Source organism: Gloeocapsa sp. PCC 7428 (assembly GCF_000317555.1).
Lineage (GTDB): Bacteria > Cyanobacteriota > Cyanobacteriia > Cyanobacteriales > Chroococcidiopsidaceae > Chroogloeocystis.
In genome coordinates this window covers 1363556-1385918 of sequence record NC_019745.1, presented here as the reverse complement: position 1 = coordinate 1385918, position 22363 = coordinate 1363556, and the positions used below count along the sequence as shown (strand labels likewise).

The 22363-nt window shown below is 42.0% G+C and carries 18 protein-coding genes; 9 read left to right on the top strand and 9 right to left on the bottom strand.

What is annotated here, in order from left to right; all coding sequences use genetic code 11:
- Position 1 precedes the first annotated feature (1 nt).
- The gene (locus tag GLO7428_RS06180; protein ID WP_015187709.1) at positions 2-1423 is read right to left on the bottom strand and encodes an ATP-dependent DNA helicase RecQ; all 1422 of its coding nucleotides are present in this window, start codon (positions 1421-1423) and stop codon (positions 2-4) included.
- A 373-nt stretch (positions 1424-1796) separates the two neighbouring features.
- Here GLO7428_RS06180 and GLO7428_RS06175 point away from each other — a divergent pair, with 373 nt between their 5' ends.
- Both GLO7428_RS06175 and GLO7428_RS06170 read left to right on the top strand, forming a co-directional pair.
- Positions 1797-2051 (top strand): DUF4212 domain-containing protein, encoded by a 255-nt coding sequence (locus tag GLO7428_RS06175; RefSeq protein WP_015187708.1) that lies wholly within the window; start codon positions 1797-1799, stop codon positions 2049-2051.
- Between the two features lie 9 nt (positions 2052-2060).
- Entirely contained in the window at positions 2061-3734 is a 1674-nt protein-coding gene (locus tag GLO7428_RS06170) for a sodium:solute symporter family protein (RefSeq protein WP_015187707.1), read from the top strand.
- 103 nt (positions 3735-3837) lie between these two features.
- On the opposite strand, the gene GLO7428_RS06165 is transcribed toward GLO7428_RS06170, so the two are convergent.
- The 4 genes from GLO7428_RS06165 to GLO7428_RS06150 form a co-directional block, all read right to left on the bottom strand.
- A complete protein-coding gene (locus tag GLO7428_RS06165; RefSeq protein WP_015187706.1) occupies positions 3838-4227 on the bottom strand; it encodes a RidA family protein in 390 nt (129 codons plus the stop codon).
- A gap of 17 nt (positions 4228-4244) precedes the next feature.
- Positions 4245-4676, bottom strand: coding sequence for an NUDIX hydrolase (locus GLO7428_RS06160; RefSeq protein WP_015187705.1), 432 nt, complete (start codon positions 4674-4676; stop codon positions 4245-4247).
- Between the two features lie 28 nt (positions 4677-4704).
- Positions 4705-5523: a sulfotransferase domain-containing protein gene (locus GLO7428_RS25900; RefSeq protein WP_015187704.1), complete on the bottom strand. Its 819-nt coding sequence runs from the start codon at positions 5521-5523 to the stop codon at positions 4705-4707.
- Positions 5524-5756: 233 nt separating this feature from the next.
- Positions 5757-6629 carry a sulfotransferase domain-containing protein gene (locus GLO7428_RS06150; RefSeq protein ID WP_015187703.1) on the bottom strand — a complete coding sequence of 291 codons (873 nt, stop codon included), beginning with the start codon at positions 6627-6629 and terminating at the stop codon, positions 5757-5759.
- 267 nt (positions 6630-6896) lie between these two features.
- Here GLO7428_RS06150 and malQ point away from each other — a divergent pair, with 267 nt between their 5' ends.
- Entirely contained in the window at positions 6897-8408 is a 1512-nt protein-coding gene (gene malQ, locus GLO7428_RS06145) for a 4-alpha-glucanotransferase (RefSeq protein WP_015187702.1), read from the top strand.
- 173 nt (positions 8409-8581) lie between these two features.
- Here malQ and GLO7428_RS06140 read toward each other — a convergent pair whose 3' ends face one another.
- On the bottom strand, positions 8582-9364 hold the full coding sequence (locus GLO7428_RS06140; protein ID WP_015187701.1) for a RodZ domain-containing protein: 783 nt from the start codon (positions 9362-9364) through the stop codon (positions 8582-8584).
- Positions 9365-9367: 3 nt separating this feature from the next.
- On the bottom strand, positions 9368-10141 hold the full coding sequence (locus GLO7428_RS06135; protein WP_015187700.1) for a pseudouridine synthase: 774 nt from the start codon (positions 10139-10141) through the stop codon (positions 9368-9370).
- A gap of 116 nt (positions 10142-10257) precedes the next feature.
- Here GLO7428_RS06135 and GLO7428_RS06130 point away from each other — a divergent pair, with 116 nt between their 5' ends.
- From GLO7428_RS06130 to GLO7428_RS06110, 6 genes are all read left to right on the top strand, one after another.
- Positions 10258-11010: a DUF2993 domain-containing protein gene (locus tag GLO7428_RS06130; protein WP_015187699.1), complete on the top strand. Its 753-nt coding sequence runs from the start codon at positions 10258-10260 to the stop codon at positions 11008-11010.
- 397 nt (positions 11011-11407) lie between these two features.
- Positions 11408-11914, top strand: a complete 507-nt coding sequence (locus tag GLO7428_RS27665; RefSeq protein WP_015187698.1) for a hypothetical protein — start codon at positions 11408-11410, stop codon at positions 11912-11914.
- 131 nt (positions 11915-12045) lie between these two features.
- Entirely contained in the window at positions 12046-12804 is a 759-nt protein-coding gene (locus GLO7428_RS06125; protein WP_015187697.1) for a hypothetical protein, read from the top strand.
- 184 nt (positions 12805-12988) lie between these two features.
- Positions 12989-14494: a calcium-binding protein gene (locus tag GLO7428_RS29585; RefSeq protein WP_015187696.1), complete on the top strand. Its 1506-nt coding sequence runs from the start codon at positions 12989-12991 to the stop codon at positions 14492-14494.
- A gap of 150 nt (positions 14495-14644) precedes the next feature.
- A complete protein-coding gene (locus GLO7428_RS06115; protein WP_015187695.1) occupies positions 14645-15094 on the top strand; it encodes a DUF3574 domain-containing protein in 450 nt (149 codons plus the stop codon).
- Positions 15095-15166: 72 nt separating this feature from the next.
- Positions 15167-15910, top strand: a complete 744-nt coding sequence (locus GLO7428_RS06110; protein WP_015187694.1) for an alpha/beta hydrolase — start codon at positions 15167-15169, stop codon at positions 15908-15910.
- A gap of 160 nt (positions 15911-16070) precedes the next feature.
- Here the strand turns inward: GLO7428_RS06110 and GLO7428_RS06105 are convergent, their stop codons facing one another.
- Complete coding sequence (locus GLO7428_RS06105) at positions 16071-19604, bottom strand: NB-ARC domain-containing protein (RefSeq protein WP_015187693.1); 3534 nt, start codon at positions 19602-19604, stop codon at positions 16071-16073.
- A 371-nt stretch (positions 19605-19975) separates the two neighbouring features.
- The gene (locus GLO7428_RS06100; RefSeq protein WP_015187692.1) at positions 19976-21574 is read right to left on the bottom strand and encodes a pentapeptide repeat-containing protein; all 1599 of its coding nucleotides are present in this window, start codon (positions 21572-21574) and stop codon (positions 19976-19978) included.
- Positions 21575-22363 lie beyond the last annotated feature (789 nt).

Genomic DNA, 22363 nt, shown 5'->3' with positions numbered 1-22363 from the left:
TTTATTGAGTGCAGCGATCGCAATGTCCACACTTAAATTCTGCTTGGTCAAAGCCAAACGCACTTAAGAGAAATCGCCAGCGACAAGAACGGATATTAAGATATTCGTTGATTTGATGACCAAAATTAAGTTTTCGTGGAGATTGTAAGCGTGTTTGATGAATAATGTAATGGAAGGGGTCTTGCCATTCGAGTTGACCATTACTGTGAAGCAGGGCAAGGGCGATCGCACTTTCAGCATCTCGCGGAATTTTACCTTGTTTAGGTAACTTTTTAGCTAATTGCTGAGCTTTAGTATATTGCGATCGCAGTTTTTGCGTAAAAAATTCTTGACGCTGTTTATCTTCAGGATCTAGCCATCCTGTTGGTTCACTTACAAGGGTTAACGCGATGCTTGGTTTACCATCACGCCCTGCGCGTCCAATTTCTTGGACATATTCTGAAAGTAGCAACGGTGCATGAAAGTGAATAACCCAACGAACATCAGGTTTATTAATTCCCATGCCAAAGGCTGAGGTGCAAATCACAAAAGGGATTTTACCGCTTAACCAGTCAGTCTCAATTTCTCGGCGTTCTTCTGGGCTTAATCCAGCATGATAAGCAGCAGTAAGATAACCTTGTTGGTTTAACCATGCGGCGAGGCTTTCACTATCTCTGCGCGTGCGGACGTAGACTAATCCAGCTTGTTGGAGTTTAGCTTGAATAAATTTTAATAACTGTTGTTTTCGTCCGCGTGGTGTCCATACCGTTTGCACTTTGAGATGAAGATTTGGACGATAGGGATTTTGGCGAAAAATTTGGGGCTGTTGGAGTTGTAAAACTCGTTGAATCGTGGTTTGTGCCGTTGGATCGGCGGTGGCGGTAAAGGCGGCGATCGCGATTTTTGTTTCTTTGGGTTTTGATTGTAGCAGTGCAGGTCGCACCATACCTAAACGGCGGTATGCAGGGCGAAACGTATCTCCCCACTGTACTAAACAATGCGCTTCATCAAGAATCAGGCTGTTAATTTGCAGTTGCGGTTGGCACAAGCGTTCCCATACAGGTGCGCTAAAAAGTGTTTCGGGTGAGAGGTATAGTAACTTTAGCTGCTGTCGTTCGAGTTGCTGTAAGATTTGTTTGCGTTGATATGTTGGTAATTCGCTGTGTAACAAAGCAGCAGGTAATTGGCGATCGCGTAATTCTTTGACTTGATTTTCCATCAAAGCGACTAACGGTGACACGACAAGTGTTAGCCCAAGCTGAAGTAATGCAGGAAGTTGAAAGCAAATTGATTTTCCCCCACCGGTGGGCATAACGATCAGGGTGTCTTGCTGCGACAATACACTACGAATAATTTCTTCCTGGGGTTGGCGGAATTCTGGATATCCCCAAATTTTTTGTAAGGTGTTTCGTAGTGTGTGGGTGGCGATCGCGTTTGAATTCATCAGCAACAAAGTAGGAACTCATCAGCAGTTACCTTTAAGGTTTCCCAGAAATTAACGTGAATGCGGCAGCTTAACAAACCAAGTCCACCTCCGTGGACTCACACATAAGCATTGTTTAACATAATCCCAGGACTGATCTCATACCATTTCACTAAATAAAAACTACAAATCATTTCTCCTCTGCTTCTACTATTAAGTGTGTAGTAACACAGAAAACCTATTAACTTAACAAAATTCCTTTCTCTCGGTTCAACTGATACAATATTTTGTCTTGCTCACAACAGAATTAAAACAAAAAGAGTGTTGATAGCTATATCAATATGATTTGTCAAGGTTGTGTTCGTACGTAATATTGAATGTTTTTTTGAGAAAAATGGATAAAGACAGAAGTCAAGCTTACTGGCGGGCTAATATAGCTTTAATCCGAAATCTTTTGATTGTATGGGCGCTAGTATCACTCATTTTCAGCATTTTACTCGTTGAACCACTCAACGCAATACAACTTGGTCGAGTTCCCCTCGGTTTTTGGATGGCACAGCAAGGCTCAATTTTAACTTTTGTTGTGCTGATTTTTATCTACGCGGTTCAGATGGATCGCCTCGATCGCAAATACGGAATTAGAAAGTGAGGGTAAATCATGTCAGTTGAACTTTGGACAATTGGATTTGTCGCCCTGACTTTCGCATTGTATCTGTATATTGGTTGGCGATCGCGCGTGCGCGATAGTTCGGGTTTTTATGTTGCTGGACAAGGTGTTCCCCCGATTGCTAATGGCGCAGCAACAGCAGCGGATTGGATGTCGGCGGCTTCGTTTATTTCGATGGCGGGGCTAATTTCGTTTTTGGGCTACGACGGTTCAATTTATTTAATGGGTTGGACTGGGGGATATGTCTTACTAGCGTTACTTTTAGCGCCATACCTGCGCAAGTTTGGTAAATATACTGTGCCAGATTTTGTGGGCGATCGCTATTATTCCAACGTTGCGCGTTTGGTTGCGGTGGTTGCGGCTTTATTTGTGTCGCTTACCTATGTTGCAGGACAAATGCGCGGTGTGGGTATTGTCTTCAGCCGCTTTTTACAAGTAGATATTGCCACAGGTGTCATTATCGGAATGGTGATTGTCGCCTTTTTCTCGGTATTAGGCGGAATGAAAGGCATTACCTGGACGCAAGTTGCACAGTACTGTATATTAATCGTTGCATTTTTGATTCCGGCGTCGGCGATCGCGCTTTTACTCACAGGAAACCCGATTCCGCAACTTGCTTTTACGTTTAGCGATATTGTTGCAAACTTGAACCAAGTTCAACTCGATCTAGGTTTTCAGGAATACACGCGGCCGTTTGCGAATAAAACGCAATTGGATGTCCTTTTCATTACAATTGCCTTGATGGTGGGAACTGCGGGATTACCGCACGTGATTGTGCGTTTTTACACGGTTCCTGATGTTCGCGCTGCGCGTTATTCGGCGGGTTGGGCATTGCTGTTTATCGCCTTGCTATATACTAGCGCCCCAGCATTAGCGACTTTTGCGCGGTATAACCTGATCAACTCTTTACACAATCAAACCATTGAGGAAGTTCGTCAGCTTGATTGGGCGAACAAGTGGGAAAGAACAAAACTACTGGCTTTTGACGATAAGAATAACAACGGGCGTTTTGAATTAACTCCTGATACAGCAACGAACGAAATTACGATTGACCCTGATATTATTGTGCTGTCTACCCCAGAAGTTGCCCGACTTGCGCCGTGGGTTATTGCTATTGTTGCAGCAGGAGGATTAGCAGCAGCGTTATCTACCGCTTCAGGATTACTCTTGGTGATTTCAAGTTCAGTCGCGCACGATATTTACTATCGCATTCTCAAACCCGACGCCACAGAAAAACAACGCGTATTTGTTGGACGAATTATGGTAGGGTTTGCTGTGGCGCTAGCAGGTTATTTTGGTATTAATCCTCCTGGATTTGTCGCGCAGGTTGTTGCTTTTGCGTTTGGTTTAGCCGCTGCTAGCTTTTTCCCTGCGATTATTCTGGGTATTTTTGATAAACGCACAAACCGCGAAGGCGCGATCGCGGGAATGATTGCTGGCTTACTCTTTACGATCTTCTACATTGTTGGTGTCAAATTCTCTGGAATGACACCGTGGTTCTTTGGCGTTTCCGCCGAAGGAATTGGCACTTTAGGGATGATCATTAACTTTATCGTCACCCTAGTTGTTTCGCGTCTGACACCACCACCACCACTCGCGGTGCAAGAAATGGTAGAAGACTTGCGATCGCCATCCGGAGAATTACCTCCCGAAGCCGTACATTAAAATCGAAAACGGGCTTTGGGCGCAGATAGAGACTAAATATAAATTATCTCCTTAGTACGGGCAAGGCAATGCCTTGCCCCTCTTGCCTTGCCCCTCTTGCCCCTCAATGTGCAATCACCGCAATACACTCAATTTCTACCAATACATCTTTCGGTAAACGCGACACCTCGACACACGCCCGCGCAGGCGCTGTAGACTCGTCAAAATATTGACTATACACTGCATTCATTGCCGCAAAATTATTCATATCTGATAAAAATACAGTCGTTTTTACGACATCTTGAAATGTTGCGCCAGCAGCTGCTAAAATTGCCTTGACATTTGCCATAACTTGTGCAGTTTGTTGTGCGACATCTTCACCAACGATCGCACTTGACGCATCGAGGGGAATTTGACCAGCGACAAAAATCATTTGACCACTTGCTGCGATCGCTTGATTATAGGGTCCTACGGGCGCAGGCGCAGAATCTGTACGAATAACTTTTCGCGTCATTGTGTATTTAGTTCTAATTAAGACAAACGAGGTCGGATACCGTAATGGCGATAGTGCCAATAATCGCGCAAAATGCGATCGTGATCGAAGCAAAGATTGGTCGGAATTCGCCAACACTCAAAAATTCCCAAGTTTTTCGCATCATCTCCAGCTTGTGGTTCGCCTGTTGCGGTTGCTAAAAAAACCACACTGAGCGTGTGCTGACGTGGATCGCGCTGTGGGTCAGAATAAACCTGAAATTGTTCTATCAGTTCTACTCGCAAACCTATTTCTTCTTCGGCTTCGCGTTGGGCGGCTGATTCTACAGATTCGCCATAGTCAACAAAGCCGCCAGGAATCGCCCAACCTAGTGGTGGATTGAGACGCTCAATTAAGATAATTGGTCGATGGGGTTTGTTAACTAACTCAATAATAATATCAACCGTAGGAACGGGGTTGCGGTAGTTCATTCATCAATAATTTTCTTACAGATTTGATTTATTTAAGGCTCATCAGTGGGTATCCAAGACGTTGCAACTCTGCTCCAGCGATCGCCTCATATTTAACTAGATTTTCGCCCACAAGAATATCTTGCCATTTAAGCTTGGTCTTTCTAATGACAGAGTCAGTATTTTCTTGATTACTACTAACTTCATCAGATTTAGATTGATTTCTAACAGGATGTAATGCTATAGCTTGTTCTGCATCTTTCAAAGTAACAGGTAAACCAATAAACTCTGCAACTGAAAACAGTTGTTCAGCAGTTGTTTTTTTTAAATCTTCATAATAGATTATTTTATAACTTTCAGAACTTCGCTTTTCCAATCCATTTAGCCAACCTGCAATATGTTTATGCCACGGACAAGGCCAAATATTATTATCAAAGTAGATATCAAGTATCGATGTATCTGGTTTTATTTTTCCTTCTTTCAAAAGCAGAAAGTAATAGGATAGAAGTGCATCTCTACCATCTCTTACGACATAAACTACTTTCGCTGGTATATCTACAAAAGGAGTGTGGCTTTTTACAATAAGTGGTTTTATGCTGGGTTTCTTTTTGTTCTCTGGTTTATAAATGTGAATATCGGGAACTGTACTCTCCATCAGCTGCCAACCAGCTTTTTCCTTGTGTATCAACGCAGTGAGCAAGCGCCTTAGCCAAGTATTCCCAGAACGTGGGAAAGATATTAAGTAGGTTTCCTCACTCGTTACTCGTGGAAAAAGATATGGATGATGGTAGTATTTGCCATATACTAAATACTTGATCTTGTTCAGCGAATCATTAACAGGTGTTAAAAAAGAGCCGTACGCGTTCATATGCTTTTTTTCTAAATGACTTCTTGTAATGTTTTACATTTTGAAGCTTGTATTTTTAGTACATATAATCAGTTGATATTATGTACTTTTAACTTATGTATTACTCAAAACCACGGAATTTTCATAACTACGCTACATCTGTAATTCAAATTTCTGCTTTTACTATTTCTCCAGTAATTAGATATTATGTACTTGACTTAATACTAAATTTAAGTTCCTAAAAACCTAGTGATTTAGTCATAGTTCAGCGTTGACAATATATCTTTAAATTTTGTATTAAGAAAATCTTGAGTTTCTTTCTTCAATTTCTCTTTATGATCGCCTGGGGTAGCTTTTCTGATATGATTCAACTTGTTTTCTTCTACTTTTTTACCTCCACCTTTAAGCTCAAATAAAGCATTAATATCTTTTTCTTCAATATCGACATTAAAGCATTCTCCTAATTGTTTAACCCATGAATCAAAGTTCTGAATAAAGTCTTCATATCGCAGCCACTTAATATTTCTATCCTTAATGAGGAAATTACAATACTCGCTGTATATTTGATGGAAACGTTCTGCCCTTTCTCTTACGTACTCATCTACTGTTTGCTGTTGAACTCTCTGGCGATACTGCAAAAAATCTTTCTGCTGCCTTTCATTGAAAGGTAAAGTATGACTATAGCCTATAGAGTAGTAGTTTGATACAACAACATCTCGGGGATCTCTCAGCATTAAAACAATACAATATTTCTCCAACTTATTAATTGGAATATACTGCCGTAGTGGACCATATAAAATTCCGTTAGTACGAAAGACTTCAGCTTGCTTTTCTTCTAAGAGTTTATACACTTCTTGAGTTGAATAGTGCCAAATATAGCTAGCCAAATCCACTGATATTAAATGAAGGTATTTTTCATTCAAATACCTTATGCAATTATTCATATAAGTAGATGCACATTTTCGTGTAGTGAAAAATAACACGCTATTTTGGTCACTAGTTGATATTTTCCTGCCTCTTAATAACTTAATTTCGTTGCTATAATTTTCCTTTTTTTTATAGTTTTTTTTGATTCCTTTCACTAGCTTATTAGGTAATATTGTTCTAATTGTTTGCCGCAAGTACATAAAGTAACACCTTCGACTAATTTTGGTTTTTGGAAGACGAATAGTATTCTGCGCAGAAGTACAAGATTTCTGTAAATAAAAAGTGCTACATATTATACCATAAAATAACTATTATTTCCTGTATTATAAACTACCTTCACTTGCTGAGATACTAGCATTACTATCTGTATTAAAGTAATGTAGTGTTTTTCCTAACTACAGATAGGTTTGAAACACAGTCGAGCATGTTAAATTCATGGCGACTGCTTCTAACACTTTAGATGAAATATGCCTTTTCCCAGAGCTAGTGGTATTCTGCTACATCCCACCTCCTTCCCAAGTAAATTTGGCATCGGCGATCTTGGCGAATCTGCTTATTCCTTTATTGATTTTTTAGTACAAAGCGCGCAACAGTTGTGGCAGGTTTTACCACTAGGACCTACAGGTTATGGTAACTCTCCTTATGCCTCATACTCGGCAATGGCGGGTAATCCTCTGTTGATTAGCCCAGAAAGCTTAGAAAAACAAGGGTTGTTGACAGCCGAGGACTTCGTTAATTTACCAGAGTTTCCGCGCAACAAAGTTGATTTTGACCAAGTTGTACCAATTAAGCTTCCTTTACTCAAGAAAGCTTGCGAAAATTTTAGGGCAAAAGCAACACCGCAACAACAGCAAGAATTCGCGCAATTCTGTACAGCCAAAGCTGATTGGTTAGATGATTATGCGCTATTCATGGCGCTGAAAGATACGAATGAAGGTGTCAGTTGGTATCAATGGGAACCAGAAATCGCGCGTCGTCATCCAGAGGCTTTAGCGCGATCGCAGCAACAGCTAGAAGCAGAAATTTTCTACCACAAATTTGTACAGTTTGAGTTTTTCCGCCAGTGGAATGAACTCAAACACTACGCGAATCAGCAGGGTATCGTCATCATTGGTGATATCCCGATTTATGTAGCGCATGATAGTGCTGATGTCTGGGCAAATCCAGAGATTTTTTGTTTGGACGAAGCGACGGGCGAAGTCGCTTTGATGGCGGGAGTTCCCCCAGATTACTTTAGTGAAACAGGTCAATTGTGGGGCAATCCTGTATACAACTGGGAGAAGTTACAGCGACTCAATTTCAAGTGGTGGGTGCAGCGTTTTCAAGCAATCCTAGATTACGTTGATATTATTCGGATTGACCACTTTCGGGGATTTCAAGCTTACTGGGCGGTAGAACAAGGAGAAACTACCGCAATGAATGGAGAGTGGATTGAAGCCCCAGGGGAAGCGTTATTTCAAGCAATTAACGAACAGTTGGGTAAGCTTCCTGTGTTAGCCGAAGATTTAGGCGTGATTACGCCTGAAGTTGAGGCGCTGCGCGATCGCTTTGAATTTCCTGGAATGAAGATTTTGCAGTTTGCCTTTGGTTCGGATGCGGCTAATCCTTTTTTACCATTCAACTTTCCGCGTAACTGCGTCGTATACACAGGAACGCACGATAATGATACAACAGTAGGCTGGTTTAACAGTGCTTCTGAGTACGAAAAAGAAAGATTACAGCGTTACTTGGGTTGTTTAAGTTCTGATGGTATTCACTGGGATCTCATTCGCCTAGCATTAAGTTCGGTAGCAAATCAAGCGCTGATTCCACTCCAGGATTTATTGGGCTTACCGACAGAAGCACGCATGAATTATCCCAGTAAACCCGAAGGTAACTGGGAATGGCGCTATACTTCAGACGATCTCACTTCTGAGTTGCGCGATCGCCTCAAATCCTTGACAGAATTATACGGTCGTGCCCCCATAAGTAGGGAGTAGGAGCGAGGGACGAGGGGTGAGGGAAGAATGTAGCTGTTAGTTGGTACTGACTACTGACAATTGACCAATGCTTGAGGATGTCCTGATCCCTGACCTCTCAATAGACCTCCTGCATGAAAAGAATTGCGAATAAATTCACTGCTATATAAACAAAGTCCACGGAGGTCTCATATTCAGAGTCGCTGATTTGCTGCAAAGGTGACTTCCTGCATTTGACCTGGATTACCAATTTGTTTGGCTTTTTCTTGGTTAAATTGCACTAGCACGCCACCAGCATTTTCTGTTTTGAGTGTGAGTTCTTCCTCAGCTTCCCAAGTGCGTTGGGTTCCTTGGGGAAGAGTTCCTTCAAACGCCGTTTGACCATCAGCCGTAACCCTTAACCATGATTGGGCTTTGAGCGTTACGCTAATTCTGACTGGTTTGCTATCTTGATTCGCAGTACTAACAGATTGGACATCTGATTGTTGCGATCGCGTTTGTGTAGGTAATAACTGCTGTACGCGTTGAAAACTGCTATCTTGCAGTTGATTACGACTCAAAGTGTGTGATAAAGCATTAACAGCCCAAAAAACAACAAATAAATATAACAAATAAAGATGAATCGGTCGTAATTGTGCTGCGGGTAAGATTCGCTGCGTAGGTTTAAGTGGTAGTCGCCGATCTTCTATAGGGAAGTTGCGCGCCAACTCAGTTCCATCTAAACCAAGAGCATCAGCGTATTGCTTAATATAACTTTGAATATAAATTGATTCGGGGAGTTCTTCTCTATTTCCTGCTTCGATTGCCTTGAGTAAATGTCGTGGAATCATTGTTCTCAACGCGACTCTTTCTAAGGATAAAGCTTGAACTTGGCGCGCTTGACGTAATTGCGCGCCTATTTCTAACAACTTCTCGGCGCTTTGTTGTTCTAGCGACGGTTCAATTTTAACTTTCTGCTTCCTACACCACTTGATCATTTGTCACTCCTTGATTGCACTTGATTCCTGAATACGTATGCGGTCTGTTTGATCGCGCAAAAAACGTAGTTCAAAATCTTGTAACGGACGATAGCAGCCCTCAGGTAAAGGCGGCGGTTGTAATTGAATCAAGCCAATCGCCGTACGCTGTAACTGATGTACGGGATACCCTAATTGCTGAGCAATACGTCGTATTTGTCGATTCCTCCCCTCTTGTAAAATCACTTCTAAGCAAGTATGAGTATGATTTTGATCGACTATGCTGACACGCGCAGGTCGAGTTTTACGGTTATCCAAAATCACACCACGACGCCATTGTTGTAATACCGCTGGTGGTGGATGACCTTCTACCCACACCCGATAAGTTTTTGTAATACTGTGCCTAGGGTGCGTTAGTGCGAGTGTCAGGTTGCCATCATTAGTCAGCAGTAACGCTCCTGTAGAATCTGCATCTAGGCGTCCAACAGGATGAATGCCTTGACCGACACGTAATTCTGGCGACAGGAGATCCATAACAGTGCGGCGTCCTTGGGGATCGTGACGAGTAGATATAACTCCAGCTGGTTTGTTGAGTAAGAGATAAACTGGTTGCGGACGCGATCGCAGTTGAAGCAGTTTCCCGTCAACTGTAATGGCATCAACTTGGGGATCGGCTTTTTGTCCTAACTCAATGACTTTTCCATTGCACCGCACCCGTCCCAGCCGAATCATCTCTTCTGCTTGTCGCCGTGACGCAACACCCCACTGGGAGAGAATTTTTTGAATTCTTTCCTCCATGATAAAAAAAATTAATGAGTTCTGCCCATACAAAATTTTGTCATTGTATGTAGCAGATTGTGTACAAATATTAAAGAATCACTACGAGTTCAATCATAAGAGCTAGGGGCAAAAACGTGGGGAGTCAAAAGACAGAAGTAGAAGCGGAACACAGCCGTACATCGATAACCGAGGGCATGACTTCAGACAACCATTCTAAACAAAGTCGCATGATCGCCAAAGTGCTATCGCCTGCGGTGCGGTTGTGGTTGCGATCGCAAGTTCAGCAAGTCGCGCATCTCGATGTTCAAATTTCAGGAAGCGATCGCCAAATTCTGAGTGGCTATATTCCCCACGTATCAATATCCGCGCAAAACGCAGTTTATCAAGGATTGCACTTGACAAACATTCAACTTCAAGGTAAAAAAATTCGGACTAATTTAGGTGGAGTCTTGCGAGGTCAACCGCTACGATTACTTGAAGCTGTACCAGTTTTTGGAGAAGCGATTCTTCATCAATCAGATCTGAATGCTTCGCTTCAGTCGCCGCTACTTGCAGAAGCACTAACGACGTTACTAAAAACTTTTCTGCCAGAAAATAGTATTAAAAATCAAACGGTAACTTGGGAGCAAGTTACTTTGGGAAGCGATCGCCTAACAATTCAAGGTTCAATCATAAGCGATCGCAAAATGCCACTCATGCTTGACGCGCGATTAGGATTAGTTGGTAGTCAAGAATTAGCGCTAAAAAAACTGCAAATTCATTCGCATTTGGGATTACACGAGATCGACGACTATCAAATCGATCTTGGTTCGGAAGTTGCGATTGAAAAACTGACTTTAAACTCAAATCAGTTGGTATGTTCTGGTCGTATTAACGTACTTCCCTAAATATTGAGCGAATGAATTCGCAGCTAGCAAACAAAGCCCACGCAGGTGGGCTTATTAGTTTTAGTGTGCCTGCGCACACTTCGTCTATATAGCCCCGACTAAAGTCGGAAGGCATCTGGGATTTTTGGGCAACGATCCGATCATTTCCGACATTTGAGCCGATCTTTTCCTACTGCCAATCGTCATCGATTTTTCTAAGCTAGATGATGTCAGCGATTCATAAGTGCGATCGCTTTTAACAGTTACAAAATTCTACTGCACGGCTTGACATTCATTTGGATTGCATAACTTCATTCCGGCTGCTTGTACAGGCACGTCGTAGGTAAATTTGTGCTAGAGCGATCGCGCAATAGCTAGTACGTATATTTAAACCCACAACTATCAAAACGGCAAAACTATGACTATTTTTTCGGAAAAAATCCTTAAAAAGACGAAAGCGATCGTCACACTAACAGCAACTTTAATGTCTACTACAGCAATTGCTACTAGTCCAGCACTAGCTGACTCATATAAAGCATTCCCAGGTAGTATGTGTCAGCACTCAACTTCTACCGATCTTCCCAAGCTGGTTCGAGGACCAAATTACATATATAACTCTAGTACTTCGTATGCGTATGTAGCTTGTCCCATTGTTCGGGGAGTTCCTGGAGACGATGAAGGCACTACGACTGGACCTTATACAACTGTTTATGTCCTTAAAAATTACAACAATCAAACAGTGACTTGCACTCTTTCAGGTTACTGGTCAGATAGCGGTGGTGCAAGTAGTCAGAGTGCGAGCACAAGTACTCAAGGAATGTCATCCATGAGTACGGCGAGAGTCGCTAAAAGAAATATTTATGGACTTTTTTGCAGCTTAGCACCACATAGTGGGATTTACAGTTATTACTCGTTCTTCAAGTGAGCGTGTTCAGATCAAATTGCTTTTGACGCACAAACACAGGGACATAAAGGAAAGTTACCTGACATCTATTTATTCCCTACTGAAAAATATTGACGATTTTGTAAATCAAGCACTTAAAACTAAGAGTAAATATGGTTCCTCCTCCTATCGAATTCGCATCCTTTCAAGATGTTTTGGATCTCATTGAAACCAAAAAAGCAGAGTTTGCTCAAGCTCCTTTATTTCAATTCATGCAAGATAGCAGTATCTCTCCGTTACAACGACTAGGATTTTCTCCTTGTATTGCCCATTTCATCATGAGTTTTGGGGATCTCAATAAATATGTATTTCGTGACGAGACTAGCAACTTTAATCTAGTTCAAAACGCGATCAACGAGCATACCTATGAAGATGACCATCATTGGCATTGGTTCCTGCGAGATTTGCAGGTGCTAGGATTTGACTGTCCTAAAAGCTTTGTGGATACCTTACGATTTCTCTGGAGTAACGACACTTGCATTACTCGGCAATTATCCTATCAACTCTCTGCATATACCCTAAATGCCGATCCAATTGTCAAAATGGCAGCTATTGAAGCTATTGAAGCCACAGGTAATATTTTATTTAGCCACACTACACGAGTTGCTCAGGAGTTACAAAGCATCACGCAACAAGAATATATTTACTTTGGTAAGTTTCATCTCACTGTTGAAACGGGGCACACTATTAGAGATGGCAATAGCGAGTTTCAACTCGCATCTATTCCTTTAAGTTTGGAGATGAGACAACAAGCATTAGATGTTGTCAATGATGTCTTCGATCTCTTCACAGCTTGGTTAAATGAAATGTTAATCTATGCGAAGCTCCACCCCGTTCAAAATTGGCTTTCTCCTACTCTCGATCGCGCATAACTCGACACGCAGCTAAACCTTTAAAGCTTCTATTTAGCGATCGCTAATCAAAGAATTCATTCAGCCAATACTTTTATACCAGCGCTGCTACAGAAGCAGGTTGCAGGTGGATTTGTGCTGCGTCAAATAACGTTGGCAGCAACAAACAGTTTACATACAAACTCAAAAAAGAAAGGATAAAACTATGGCGATTATTTCAGGAAACCCAACCAACGGAAACGATGTCATCGTTGCGGATGGAGCTAATGACATTATTGATGCACTTGCAGGCAGCGATCGCGTCGATGGCGGTGGTGGTAATGACGCTCTAATCGGCAACACAGGTAATGATAGTTTGTTCGGTAATACAGGCAACGATACTCTCCTAGGAAATACAGGTAATGACGTTCTAAGAGGTGGATTAGGCAGTGACATTCTCGATGGTGGAGAGGGCATTGATCGCGTTACTGAGTCGGGTGATGCGACTATCCGCCTGAACAACACCAGTTTAAGAATCGGTAATGAAACTGATACACTCAGCAACATTGAAACAGCAACACTCACGGGAGGTGAAGGTAATAACTCAATTAGTGCCTTTGAATTTACCCTTGGATCGGTAACTCTTAATGGCTTAGCTGGTAACGATCAACTAAGAGGTGGTACTCGCAATGACACGCTCAACGGTGGAATTGGCAACGATCTGCTTGATGGTCAAGCTGGTGATGATGTCCTCAATGGTGGTGATGGTAATGATAACTTAGAGGGCGAGGCTGGCAATGACACATTGAATGGTGGCGCAGGCATTGACCGAGTTACCGAGTTCAGCGATTTTAACCTCACTTTGACCAACAATGCTTTAGTGGGTGAGGGCATCGATCAATTAAATAGTATTGAAACCGCGTTACTACGTGGAGGTAACAATGGGACTGTCGTTGACGCTTCTCAATTCACCTTGGGATCTGTTGATATTGGCGGTGGAAATGGCAACGATCTCCTCTTTGGTGGCAGCGGTAATGACGAACTTGATGCGGGTTCATCAGGCTCCGACACGCTTAGAGGCAGTTTGGGCAATGATATTTACGAAGTCACTGGCTTTAACGATACCGTTATAGAGAACCCTGGTGGTGGCATCGATACTGTTGAGTCTGACGGCAGCTTTACGCTGGGAGCCAACGTAGAAAACTTGGATCTCAAAGGTTTTGACGCGGTTAATGGCACAGGCAACGAGCTTAATAACTTTATTGATGGCAACCGAGCTAATAATATGCTCAACGGAGGAGTTGGCAATGACACTCTCAAAGGCAGTCAAGGTGACGATGTCTTGATTGGCGGTGTTGGTAATGACCAGTTCTTGTTTAGCACAGGCAACGCCTTTCGATTTGACGATCTTGGTGTAGATACCATTACAAACTTTAGTGTGGGTAGCGACAAAATTGTTTTATCCAAAACCACATTTGACACGCTCTTTAGTGGTGCTGGCGGTACTTTGAATCCGTCTGAGTTTGAGGTCGTCGATAGCTTCTCTGAACAGTTCTCCAGTAATGCCAAGATTACCTATAACTCGGTCAGAGGCAACTTATGTTTTAACCGCAATGGCTCAGTGGTTGTGGGCGGCGATGCGGAAGGGAATATCATTGCTGACCTTAATCCTAGCAATACTCCTGGTGGATCTCCTAATATCAGTGCCGCAGACATCCTAATTGTCGCCTAGGTATAAAACTGAACACTTTATTCTTTTGACTTTGCTGGTAGTGGGTAAGAGCGCGATCGCGAAGTGTTTCTGGAGAGAATCGCAACTACCCATTACTAACCCTCAGTACTGCTGACACTATTGTGACTTAACACATGAGGAAATGTAATTATGCTTGCTTTACGAAAAAGTTTTAGCGCTCTTTTTATTACTAGTCTGCTGTTTACAGGCTCGGTGGCTTCATTACCCGAAGCCCGCGCCCAAATTCCAGAAGCGCCAGCAGATAGCTTGAGCCGCACCAATATTCTGCTACAAGATGAGTTGTATTTTGGCAGATCTCGACCAGACGGTATTGTTTCTGAGGAACAATTTCAAAGATTTTTACGCAATGTCGTCACGCCGCGTTTTCCTGATGGATTGACAGTCGTTGATGCTAGTGGACAGTTTCGTACCAGCACAGGAGCAATTATTAGAGAACCAACGAAGATATTAATTTTGATTTATCCGAATAACCTTGCAAAAAGACGTGCAATTGAGGAAATTATTAGCCTCTACAAGACGCAGTTTCAACAAGAATCAGTTTTACGTGTTACAAGTGTACCTGTACGAGTTGGGTTTTGAAATTAGGTAATGGGGAATGGGTAAATAGATATTTTTTACAATGACTAGTTACCAACAGTTTTAATTATTAACATGAGTCTATTTTGTCTTGTTCATGGTGCTTTTCAAGGGGCTTGGTGTTGGGATTTACTCACTCCCCGATTAGAAGCACAAGGTCACAAAACTGTCGCAATGGATTTGCCAATTGAAAATGCATCTGCTACTTTGTCTCAGTTTGCGGATGCAGTTATACAAGCACTACCAAAAACCGATGATGATATTGTCTTAGTTGGTCACTCAATGGCTGGTACTATCATTCCTCTTGTCGCCGAAGCCATCGAAGTGCGTCAACTCATATTCGTAGCTGCGCTGATTCCGTATCCTGGAGTCAGTACACTCGATCAATTTTCGCATCATCTTGATTCTGAAACCCTCGAATCATTCAAGTATCAGCCAAAAGATCCAACTAAACTCGAACAGTTTCATTCTGAGCCTGATATGTTTGAACCTGCTTCGGTAGGGAAAGATTTTTCAGATGCAGCCGTATTAAGAGAGTTTTTCTATTCTGATTGTCAACCAGAGGTAGTACAGTGGGCGATCGCGAAAAGTCGTTCGCAACAATCTCTAGCATATATTTTTGAACCAAATCCACTCACCGCTTTGCCTGCGGTCGAGCGCAAATATATTGTTTGTATTAATGACCGCATAATATCTTCTACATGGTCGCGTTATGCTGCGCGCCAACGCCTAGGAGTCGATGCGATTGAGCTAGCTTCTGGACATTGCCCGCATCTGTCGTGTCCTGACCTTCTTGCTGCGGTATTAATGAGTCATTAAGGTTTTATCAGCAATTATCGTTAAAGTTAATTGTTGCTATAGCTAATTTATGCAACCTCAGGGTTTTATACGGCTGACCACGATAGAGTATCGAAAGCATTGCCTTGAATCTTGCAGTTTTGTTTCACTGATCGTTGCGGCACAATATATTAGCTCTACTTCAAATTTCTATCGCTCCTAGTGCCTTTAGTGTTAATTTTTGCGCTGTGGTTAAACCTGTTGTACCTGTGATGTTCATCTGTTCATAAAGCCTCGGCGCTCTTAGTGTTGTAATACACTCTCCAGTGTTAACATCCCAGAGTTTAATGTTTTGATCTGTTCCGCCACTAGCTAGCATTTTTCCATCAGGACTAAATGCGATCGCCCACACTTCCCCCAAATGACCGCTCAAAGTTTTAAGACACGTACTCGTTGCAACATCCCACAATTTCACCGTTTTATCGTGACTGCCGCTAGCTAAAATTTTACCTTGAGGGCTAAACGCAACACACCAAGCAACACCCTTATGTTCCTGTAGAGTCTTGAGATGACCTTGTTTGTTCCACAACTTAACGGTTTTGTCATCACTTGCACTTGCAATCATTTCCCCGTCAGGACTAAACGCAACGCCAAAAACTAAACTGGTGTGTCCGGCTAAAGATGCGATGCAATCTCCCTCTAAGTTCCATAGCTTGACAGTTTGGTCATCATGTCCACTCGCTAAAGTTTTACCATCAGGGCTAAATGCGATCGCCCATGCGCGACAATCACTCGATAAGAGTAAACATTTACCTGTACGAACGTCCCATAATTTAATCGTGCGGTCATTATCACAACTGGCAATGATATCACCACGCGGACTAAAAACCGCAGAAAATACTGTATTAGCGCGGCTTTGAAAACCTTGCAGAATCCGTTGGAGTTGACCTGTAGCAGTATTCCATAATTTGATTGTGCCGTTGTTACTACTGCTAGCTAAAGTATGACCATCGGGGCTAAACGCCACACACCACACCCAGCTATCGTGTCCTGAACGCGATTGAACGCATTCTCTTGATTGGATATGCCATAACTTAATCGTTGTATCATCACTCGCACTTGCCAAAAACTGACCATCAGGACTAAACGCAATTGATTTGATACTGGCGCTGTAGCCTTGCAATGTGCGTAGCGATCGCCCTGTCTTCACATCCCACACAACGACGGTGCTATCGAAACTACCACTTGCGATCGCTTGACCGTCAGGATGAAACGCAACTGACCAAATCCAACCAGAGTGCTTTTGTAAGGTTTTTGCGCATTGTCCCGTTGCCACATTCCACAACTTCACTGTACAGTCGTAGCTACCACTCGCCAGCATTGTTCCATCAGGACTAAAGACAACGAATGCGGCGGGTTCAGTATGTCCCTCAAATGTTGTGCGACATAGACCTGTATTGACATCCCACAGCTTAACAGTACAATCCCAACTACTGCTTGCGATCGCTTGACCGTCAGGACTAAACGCAATCGACCTTACCCAATGCGCGTGTCCTTGTAAAACTTTAATGGTTTCTCCAGTGTCAAGATCCCAAAACCTCACGGTTTGGTCATAGCTGCTACTGGCGAGTAGACAACCATTAGGGCTAAAGGCTGTGGCTGTGACATGATTTGTGTGTCCTCTAAGGATTTTTAAGCATTCGCCTGTTGAGACATTCCATAATCTAAGCGTACAATCAAAACTTCCTGTTACTAAGAGATGACCTTGAGGATGAAACGCGATCGCGTGCGCCCAGCCCGTATGTCCTTGTAATACATGGAGACATTCACCTGTTGCTAAGTTCCAAAGTCGCACGGTTTGATCGAAACTCGCACTCGCTAAGGTTTGTCCATCAGGGCTAAACGCAATTGAAATTACCCAACTTTTGTGACCTTCACAAGTCAATAATTCTGTATAGTTAGCTGTGTGCCATATGCGCACTTTACTATCCGCATTACCCATTGCCAAAAGGCGACCATCAGGACTAAAAGCAACTGATAAAGCACTATTTAAAACACCTGTAAAAACTGATTTATTTAAGTCTGCACCAGAAAAGTTAACTTGGTGTAAATTCGTCCCAATAAGATACGCTTGCCAGATTTTTAAAGACGAAAAATCATAACTACAAAGATCGACTTGGAAGTAACGTAAGAGATTAATTATATTTCCCCCACCGTAGCCTAGCAAAAAGGGAGGCGATCGCAACTGCACAATAATATCGCTGAGTTGATGTTCCACTTGCCGAAGAGAGCCTAAATCAGTCATGAGTCTAGCTGCAAGTGGCGCAAGAATAACTCGTGTTTGACTTTCCCGAATGTAGTCTTTAGAAGAAGCTTTAATTAAAGCATGGGATAAGAACAATTGTAGCCGCTGTGTAAGAATTTCTGCACGATCTTGCTCGATCAACTGTTCGGTTACATACTCCATTACAACAGGTTGTAAAGTAAATAATTTATGATTTTTTTCCAAGAGCGATCGCCGTCGTAAAGATAGCAAAGCTTCTAATAATTTTGATTGCGAGATTTGGGGAACAAAATCTTCACGCAGTTCTGCTAAAGTTACCCATTCGCGGTTAATTGCGAGCCAATACATCACTTGTTTTTCTAACTCGGATAAGCGTTGAAACTGCTCATCTAATAACGCACTAATATCGCCAAATGCGATCGCCTCCTGTGCTAAAAATTCGCTGACGCTTCCATCAAACAAATCGCGGACAGTTGTGGCAACAATTTTGAGTGCTAAAGGATTTCCCGCATAACTTGTCTGTAACTGTTGCCAATCGATTTCTGACGTGCAAAAACAGTTATTACTTTGACAGATTTCTTTCACTTCTGTCGTGCTTAAGCCAATTAAAGGTAAACTACGAATTGGTAAAAGATTTCCTTCTAGTGCGGTTATGGTTTTCGGTTGTTCGCGACTTGTCAGCAACAGACAACTTGTATGAAGTTCCGCACCGATCCGCCGCATAACCTCGCCATAATTCTCATAACCTTGGCGATACTGTCCAGCGTGTCCGTCACCTAGTACTGCATCAACATTGTCCCAAACAATTAAACATCGCAAGTCGCGTAAATATTGCATTAATAGTGATATTTGAGCTTCGTAAGTTTCCGGTAATGCATCGTGTTTCGCAACAACCTGAAGTAGTTGCGTCAAAACTTCTACAATCGGTGGTGCATCGCGTAGCGATTGCCAAATCAAAACATCAAATTGACCTTGAATTTGGGTTGCTAACTTCGTTGCGAGTGCGGTTTTACCAATACCACCCATACCTAAAATTGCAACTAACCGACAGCGATCTTGAGCGATCCACTGCTGTAATAGTGCTAATTCTGTGCTGCGTCCGTAGAATACCGAAACATCGATTGCTTCTTCCCAATACTGAGATTTTTGGCGCGTCAGTGCGATCGCATTGTAATTTGTACCGCTTTGCTGTACTCGCCGCCGTATTACTGCTTGCAGATTATTTTTTGTGACTTGTTCCCCGAATGCTTGTGTTAGTTGTTGCCATAGTTGAGCACCAACATCACGAATGTGCCCTGTATCATATCCAGCGTGTGCCGCAATTTGCGGATAAGTCCACCCTTGCCAAGAGTAACGAAAGACAAGTTCTTGAATATCTTTAAGCTTCTGTCCTGCTATAAGTGTATCTAACAGCGCTAAAGCTTCTTCAGCAGACATCAATAAATCTTGCATACAACATACACTCTCTGCGTCATTCAGGATAAATCTGATCCCGTCATCCATACGAGAGAAACTTCACGCCGCCTGCTAAGAATTACGCAAATGTAGTTCTGCGATCGCTATAAAATGTCGTAAGCGTGACTCGTCACCGTAACACCAAGTTAAAAAGACCAGAACGGTTACTCAAAATCAAAGCGTGGTAAAACCTGCAAAAGTGAGTCTGATTTATGCTTGTAGCCACTAAAAAGCAGTATCCCTAAACACAGGCAACAGCAGCGATTCAGCTAAACTCGTCATTTCTGAATCTCTACCGTATGGGATACTGCTGCATCTATTCAACTTTTACTAAACTGAGCCGCCGAGTTATCTACTCAGCAGCAAAATCAAAATATTGTGTCTGTTGTAATTGCACCACTTAAATTAGCACCAGCTAAGTTAGCACCCGTAAAGTTTGCTTTGGTCAAATTAGCATTGACCAAAAGTGCGTTACGGAAATCACCGTTGATCGCAATTCCGTCAATAAATGTACTACTCGTCAAATCAGCACCCACTGAATTTGCATCACTACCATCGATAAAGAGTGCATCAGTAAAGTTTGCCTTGATCAAGTTGGTATCTCTCAAAGCCGCATCTGTGAAGTTACTTCCGATAAAGCTTCCGACTTCCAAGCTGGCTCCGTTGAGATTTGCACCTGTGAAGTTGGTTAAACTATCTCCAATGGCTTCTTTTAAATCAGCCCCTGTGAGTGTAGCATTCGTAAAGTCTGCTCCTGTTAAGTCCGTTTTTTGAACCAACGCATTGTCGAGTACGGCTCCGTTGAGGATTGCCCCAGCTAAGTTAGCTTCGCTCAAGTCCGCTCCATCGAGTTCAACTCCAGTTAAGTTAGCCCCACTGAGGTTAGCTCCCTTAAGATTAGCGCCGCTGAGATCAGCATCTCTCAAGTCTGCACCACTGAGATCCGCATTTTCTAAAAAGATATCTTCGGCAACAACATTACTAAAATTAGCACCTATCAGTTGGCTATCAGACAGATTCGCGTTGTTTAACTGCGTTGCAAACACCTGACCATTAGACGCAACGAAGGAGCTAAAATTCACACCGCTTAAGTTGAGATCACCTCCTATGAAGTTGTTGAGAATTGCACCATTAAACCTCGCACCAGTTAAATCAGCGTCAGCAAGATTCAACCCAGCTAAATCTGTAGGTTGAATAACTCGTACCCCGTTACGCAGTCCATCAAAAGGACGAAAATCACCACCACCGAGAAAAACGTCTTCCAAGCTAACTTGTGATAAATTAGCGCCCCGAAAACTAATACTCAATGGAATCGGCTGCCCGGTTTGTGGATCAAGCACGCGACTGACATCAGTGATAGCGACACCGCTCAAATTGGCAAGGTTAAAATTAACGGTACCCCCAATGTCAATATCTGTAATGTTGGCAAGTCTAAAGTCAGCACCTGTCGCATTGATATTGGCTAAAACGGCACCTTCTAAAGTAGCTTCTTGCAGATTTGCATCGACTAAGGTGGCTCCTGTGAAATCCGCAGCTTTTAAATCAGCTTTAAATAAATCGGCTCGTGTAAAATTCGCATTGGTTAAGTTTGGTCGATTAGATTGTTCGCCGCTGAGACTTGCCTCTCTTAAAATTGCATCGGTGAGATTAGCATTGGATAAATTAATGTTTGTTGTATCGACCAACGTTAAATTCGCGCGTCTGAGATTTGCTCCACTGAGATTGACATTCTCTAGCTTAGCTTTGAATAAATTGGCTGGTTGCGGAAAGTTGTTATTGGGCGCGAAAACAGCATTAGAAGCATTAACATTAAGCAAAAACGCTTCTTCAAAATTGGTGCTTCTTAAAAGCGTACTCACAAAACTGACATTTTCCAAGCGAGATTTAAAAAAGTTGGAACCGTTCAAGTTTTGATTGTTAAAATTATTGCCTATCAAAGTTTGATTGCTAAAATCTATCGCTGGCATAGCTAACTCCGTAAATAAGGTAAGATTTATTGTTGATGTTTATTTGTTAATACTTAAGTTATTCTTATAAACAACAAACCTCATTAAAATATCAGTTCAACTACTGATACCAATTTGTCTCAATTAACAATGAACTCTGGCTTTTGGAGCCAGAATTGCAAATGTAATGTTATTGAGAGTTTATAGAAATTCTTAGGTATTAGTTTTACTAATTGCAAGAATGAATATACGAGATATGAATCTTGCACACAAGTAATTTTTTTTCAAAAAAAATGTAAGTTTATTTCGTTTAATTTAAAAAATATTAAAGCAATAAATATTAAATTTTCCAGATGAGCCTTGGTGCAACAGAGTTCTGGAGCTTCAAGTGTGCAAATTATAAAATGTCAAGCTCAATATTTCAAAAAAATCTTGTATCTTGATATTTATGCAATCGAAAAAATCTTATTTTTTGTGGTTAAGCATTAAAGATATTGCTACTATGTATTAATACGTTTTATCAATGCGAGCTAACACTTCAAAGTGGCACTTATATAGATATTGAATACTGTAAAAATTGTATTTCGATACGTATAGACGTGATCGCGATCGCTTGCTTTTTTTGTTCGCTTAGGTATAGAATCTTAGTTGTTGAGAGCTTATTTGTTCGCTAAAAAAATAATTTATCAAACCATTTGCATTGCAGCGATCAACACCAAGTTACTAAATTTATTTAACTTCAACCAAAAAAAATGTTTTGCCAATCGCGCTCAGGGTGTATTTAATTGGTTTAAGTCTGCTTGAGATCAT

Coding starts and splice junctions, on each gene's coding strand:
- GLO7428_RS06125 (WP_015187697.1), top strand. CDS start 12,046: ATGGTTCCTCCTCCTATCGAATTCGCATCCTTTCAAGATGTTTTGGAT.
- GLO7428_RS06135 (WP_015187700.1), bottom strand. CDS start 10,141: ATGGAGGAAAGAATTCAAAAAATTCTCTCCCAGTGGGGTGTTGCGTCA.
- GLO7428_RS06140 (WP_015187701.1), bottom strand. CDS start 9,364: ATGATCAAGTGGTGTAGGAAGCAGAAAGTTAAAATTGAACCGTCGCTA.
- malQ (WP_015187702.1), top strand. CDS start 6,897: ATGCCTTTTCCCAGAGCTAGTGGTATTCTGCTACATCCCACCTCCTTC.
- GLO7428_RS06100 (WP_015187692.1), bottom strand. CDS start 21,574: ATGCCAGCGATAGATTTTAGCAATCAAACTTTGATAGGCAATAATTTT.
- GLO7428_RS06175 (WP_015187708.1), top strand. CDS start 1,797: ATGGATAAAGACAGAAGTCAAGCTTACTGGCGGGCTAATATAGCTTTA.
- GLO7428_RS06165 (WP_015187706.1), bottom strand. CDS start 4,227: ATGACGCGAAAAGTTATTCGTACAGATTCTGCGCCTGCGCCCGTAGGA.
- GLO7428_RS06105 (WP_015187693.1), bottom strand. CDS start 19,604: ATGCAAGATTTATTGATGTCTGCTGAAGAAGCTTTAGCGCTGTTAGAT.
- GLO7428_RS27665 (WP_015187698.1), top strand. CDS start 11,408: ATGACTATTTTTTCGGAAAAAATCCTTAAAAAGACGAAAGCGATCGTC.
- GLO7428_RS06160 (WP_015187705.1), bottom strand. CDS start 4,676: ATGAACTACCGCAACCCCGTTCCTACGGTTGATATTATTATTGAGTTA.
- GLO7428_RS06170 (WP_015187707.1), top strand. CDS start 2,061: ATGTCAGTTGAACTTTGGACAATTGGATTTGTCGCCCTGACTTTCGCA.
- GLO7428_RS29585 (WP_015187696.1), top strand. CDS start 12,989: ATGGCGATTATTTCAGGAAACCCAACCAACGGAAACGATGTCATCGTT.
- GLO7428_RS25900 (WP_015187704.1), bottom strand. CDS start 5,523: ATGAACGCGTACGGCTCTTTTTTAACACCTGTTAATGATTCGCTGAAC.
- GLO7428_RS06150 (WP_015187703.1), bottom strand. CDS start 6,629: ATGTACTTGCGGCAAACAATTAGAACAATATTACCTAATAAGCTAGTG.
- GLO7428_RS06115 (WP_015187695.1), top strand. CDS start 14,645: ATGCTTGCTTTACGAAAAAGTTTTAGCGCTCTTTTTATTACTAGTCTG.
- GLO7428_RS06180 (WP_015187709.1), bottom strand. CDS start 1,423: ATGAATTCAAACGCGATCGCCACCCACACACTACGAAACACCTTACAA.
- GLO7428_RS06110 (WP_015187694.1), top strand. CDS start 15,167: ATGAGTCTATTTTGTCTTGTTCATGGTGCTTTTCAAGGGGCTTGGTGT.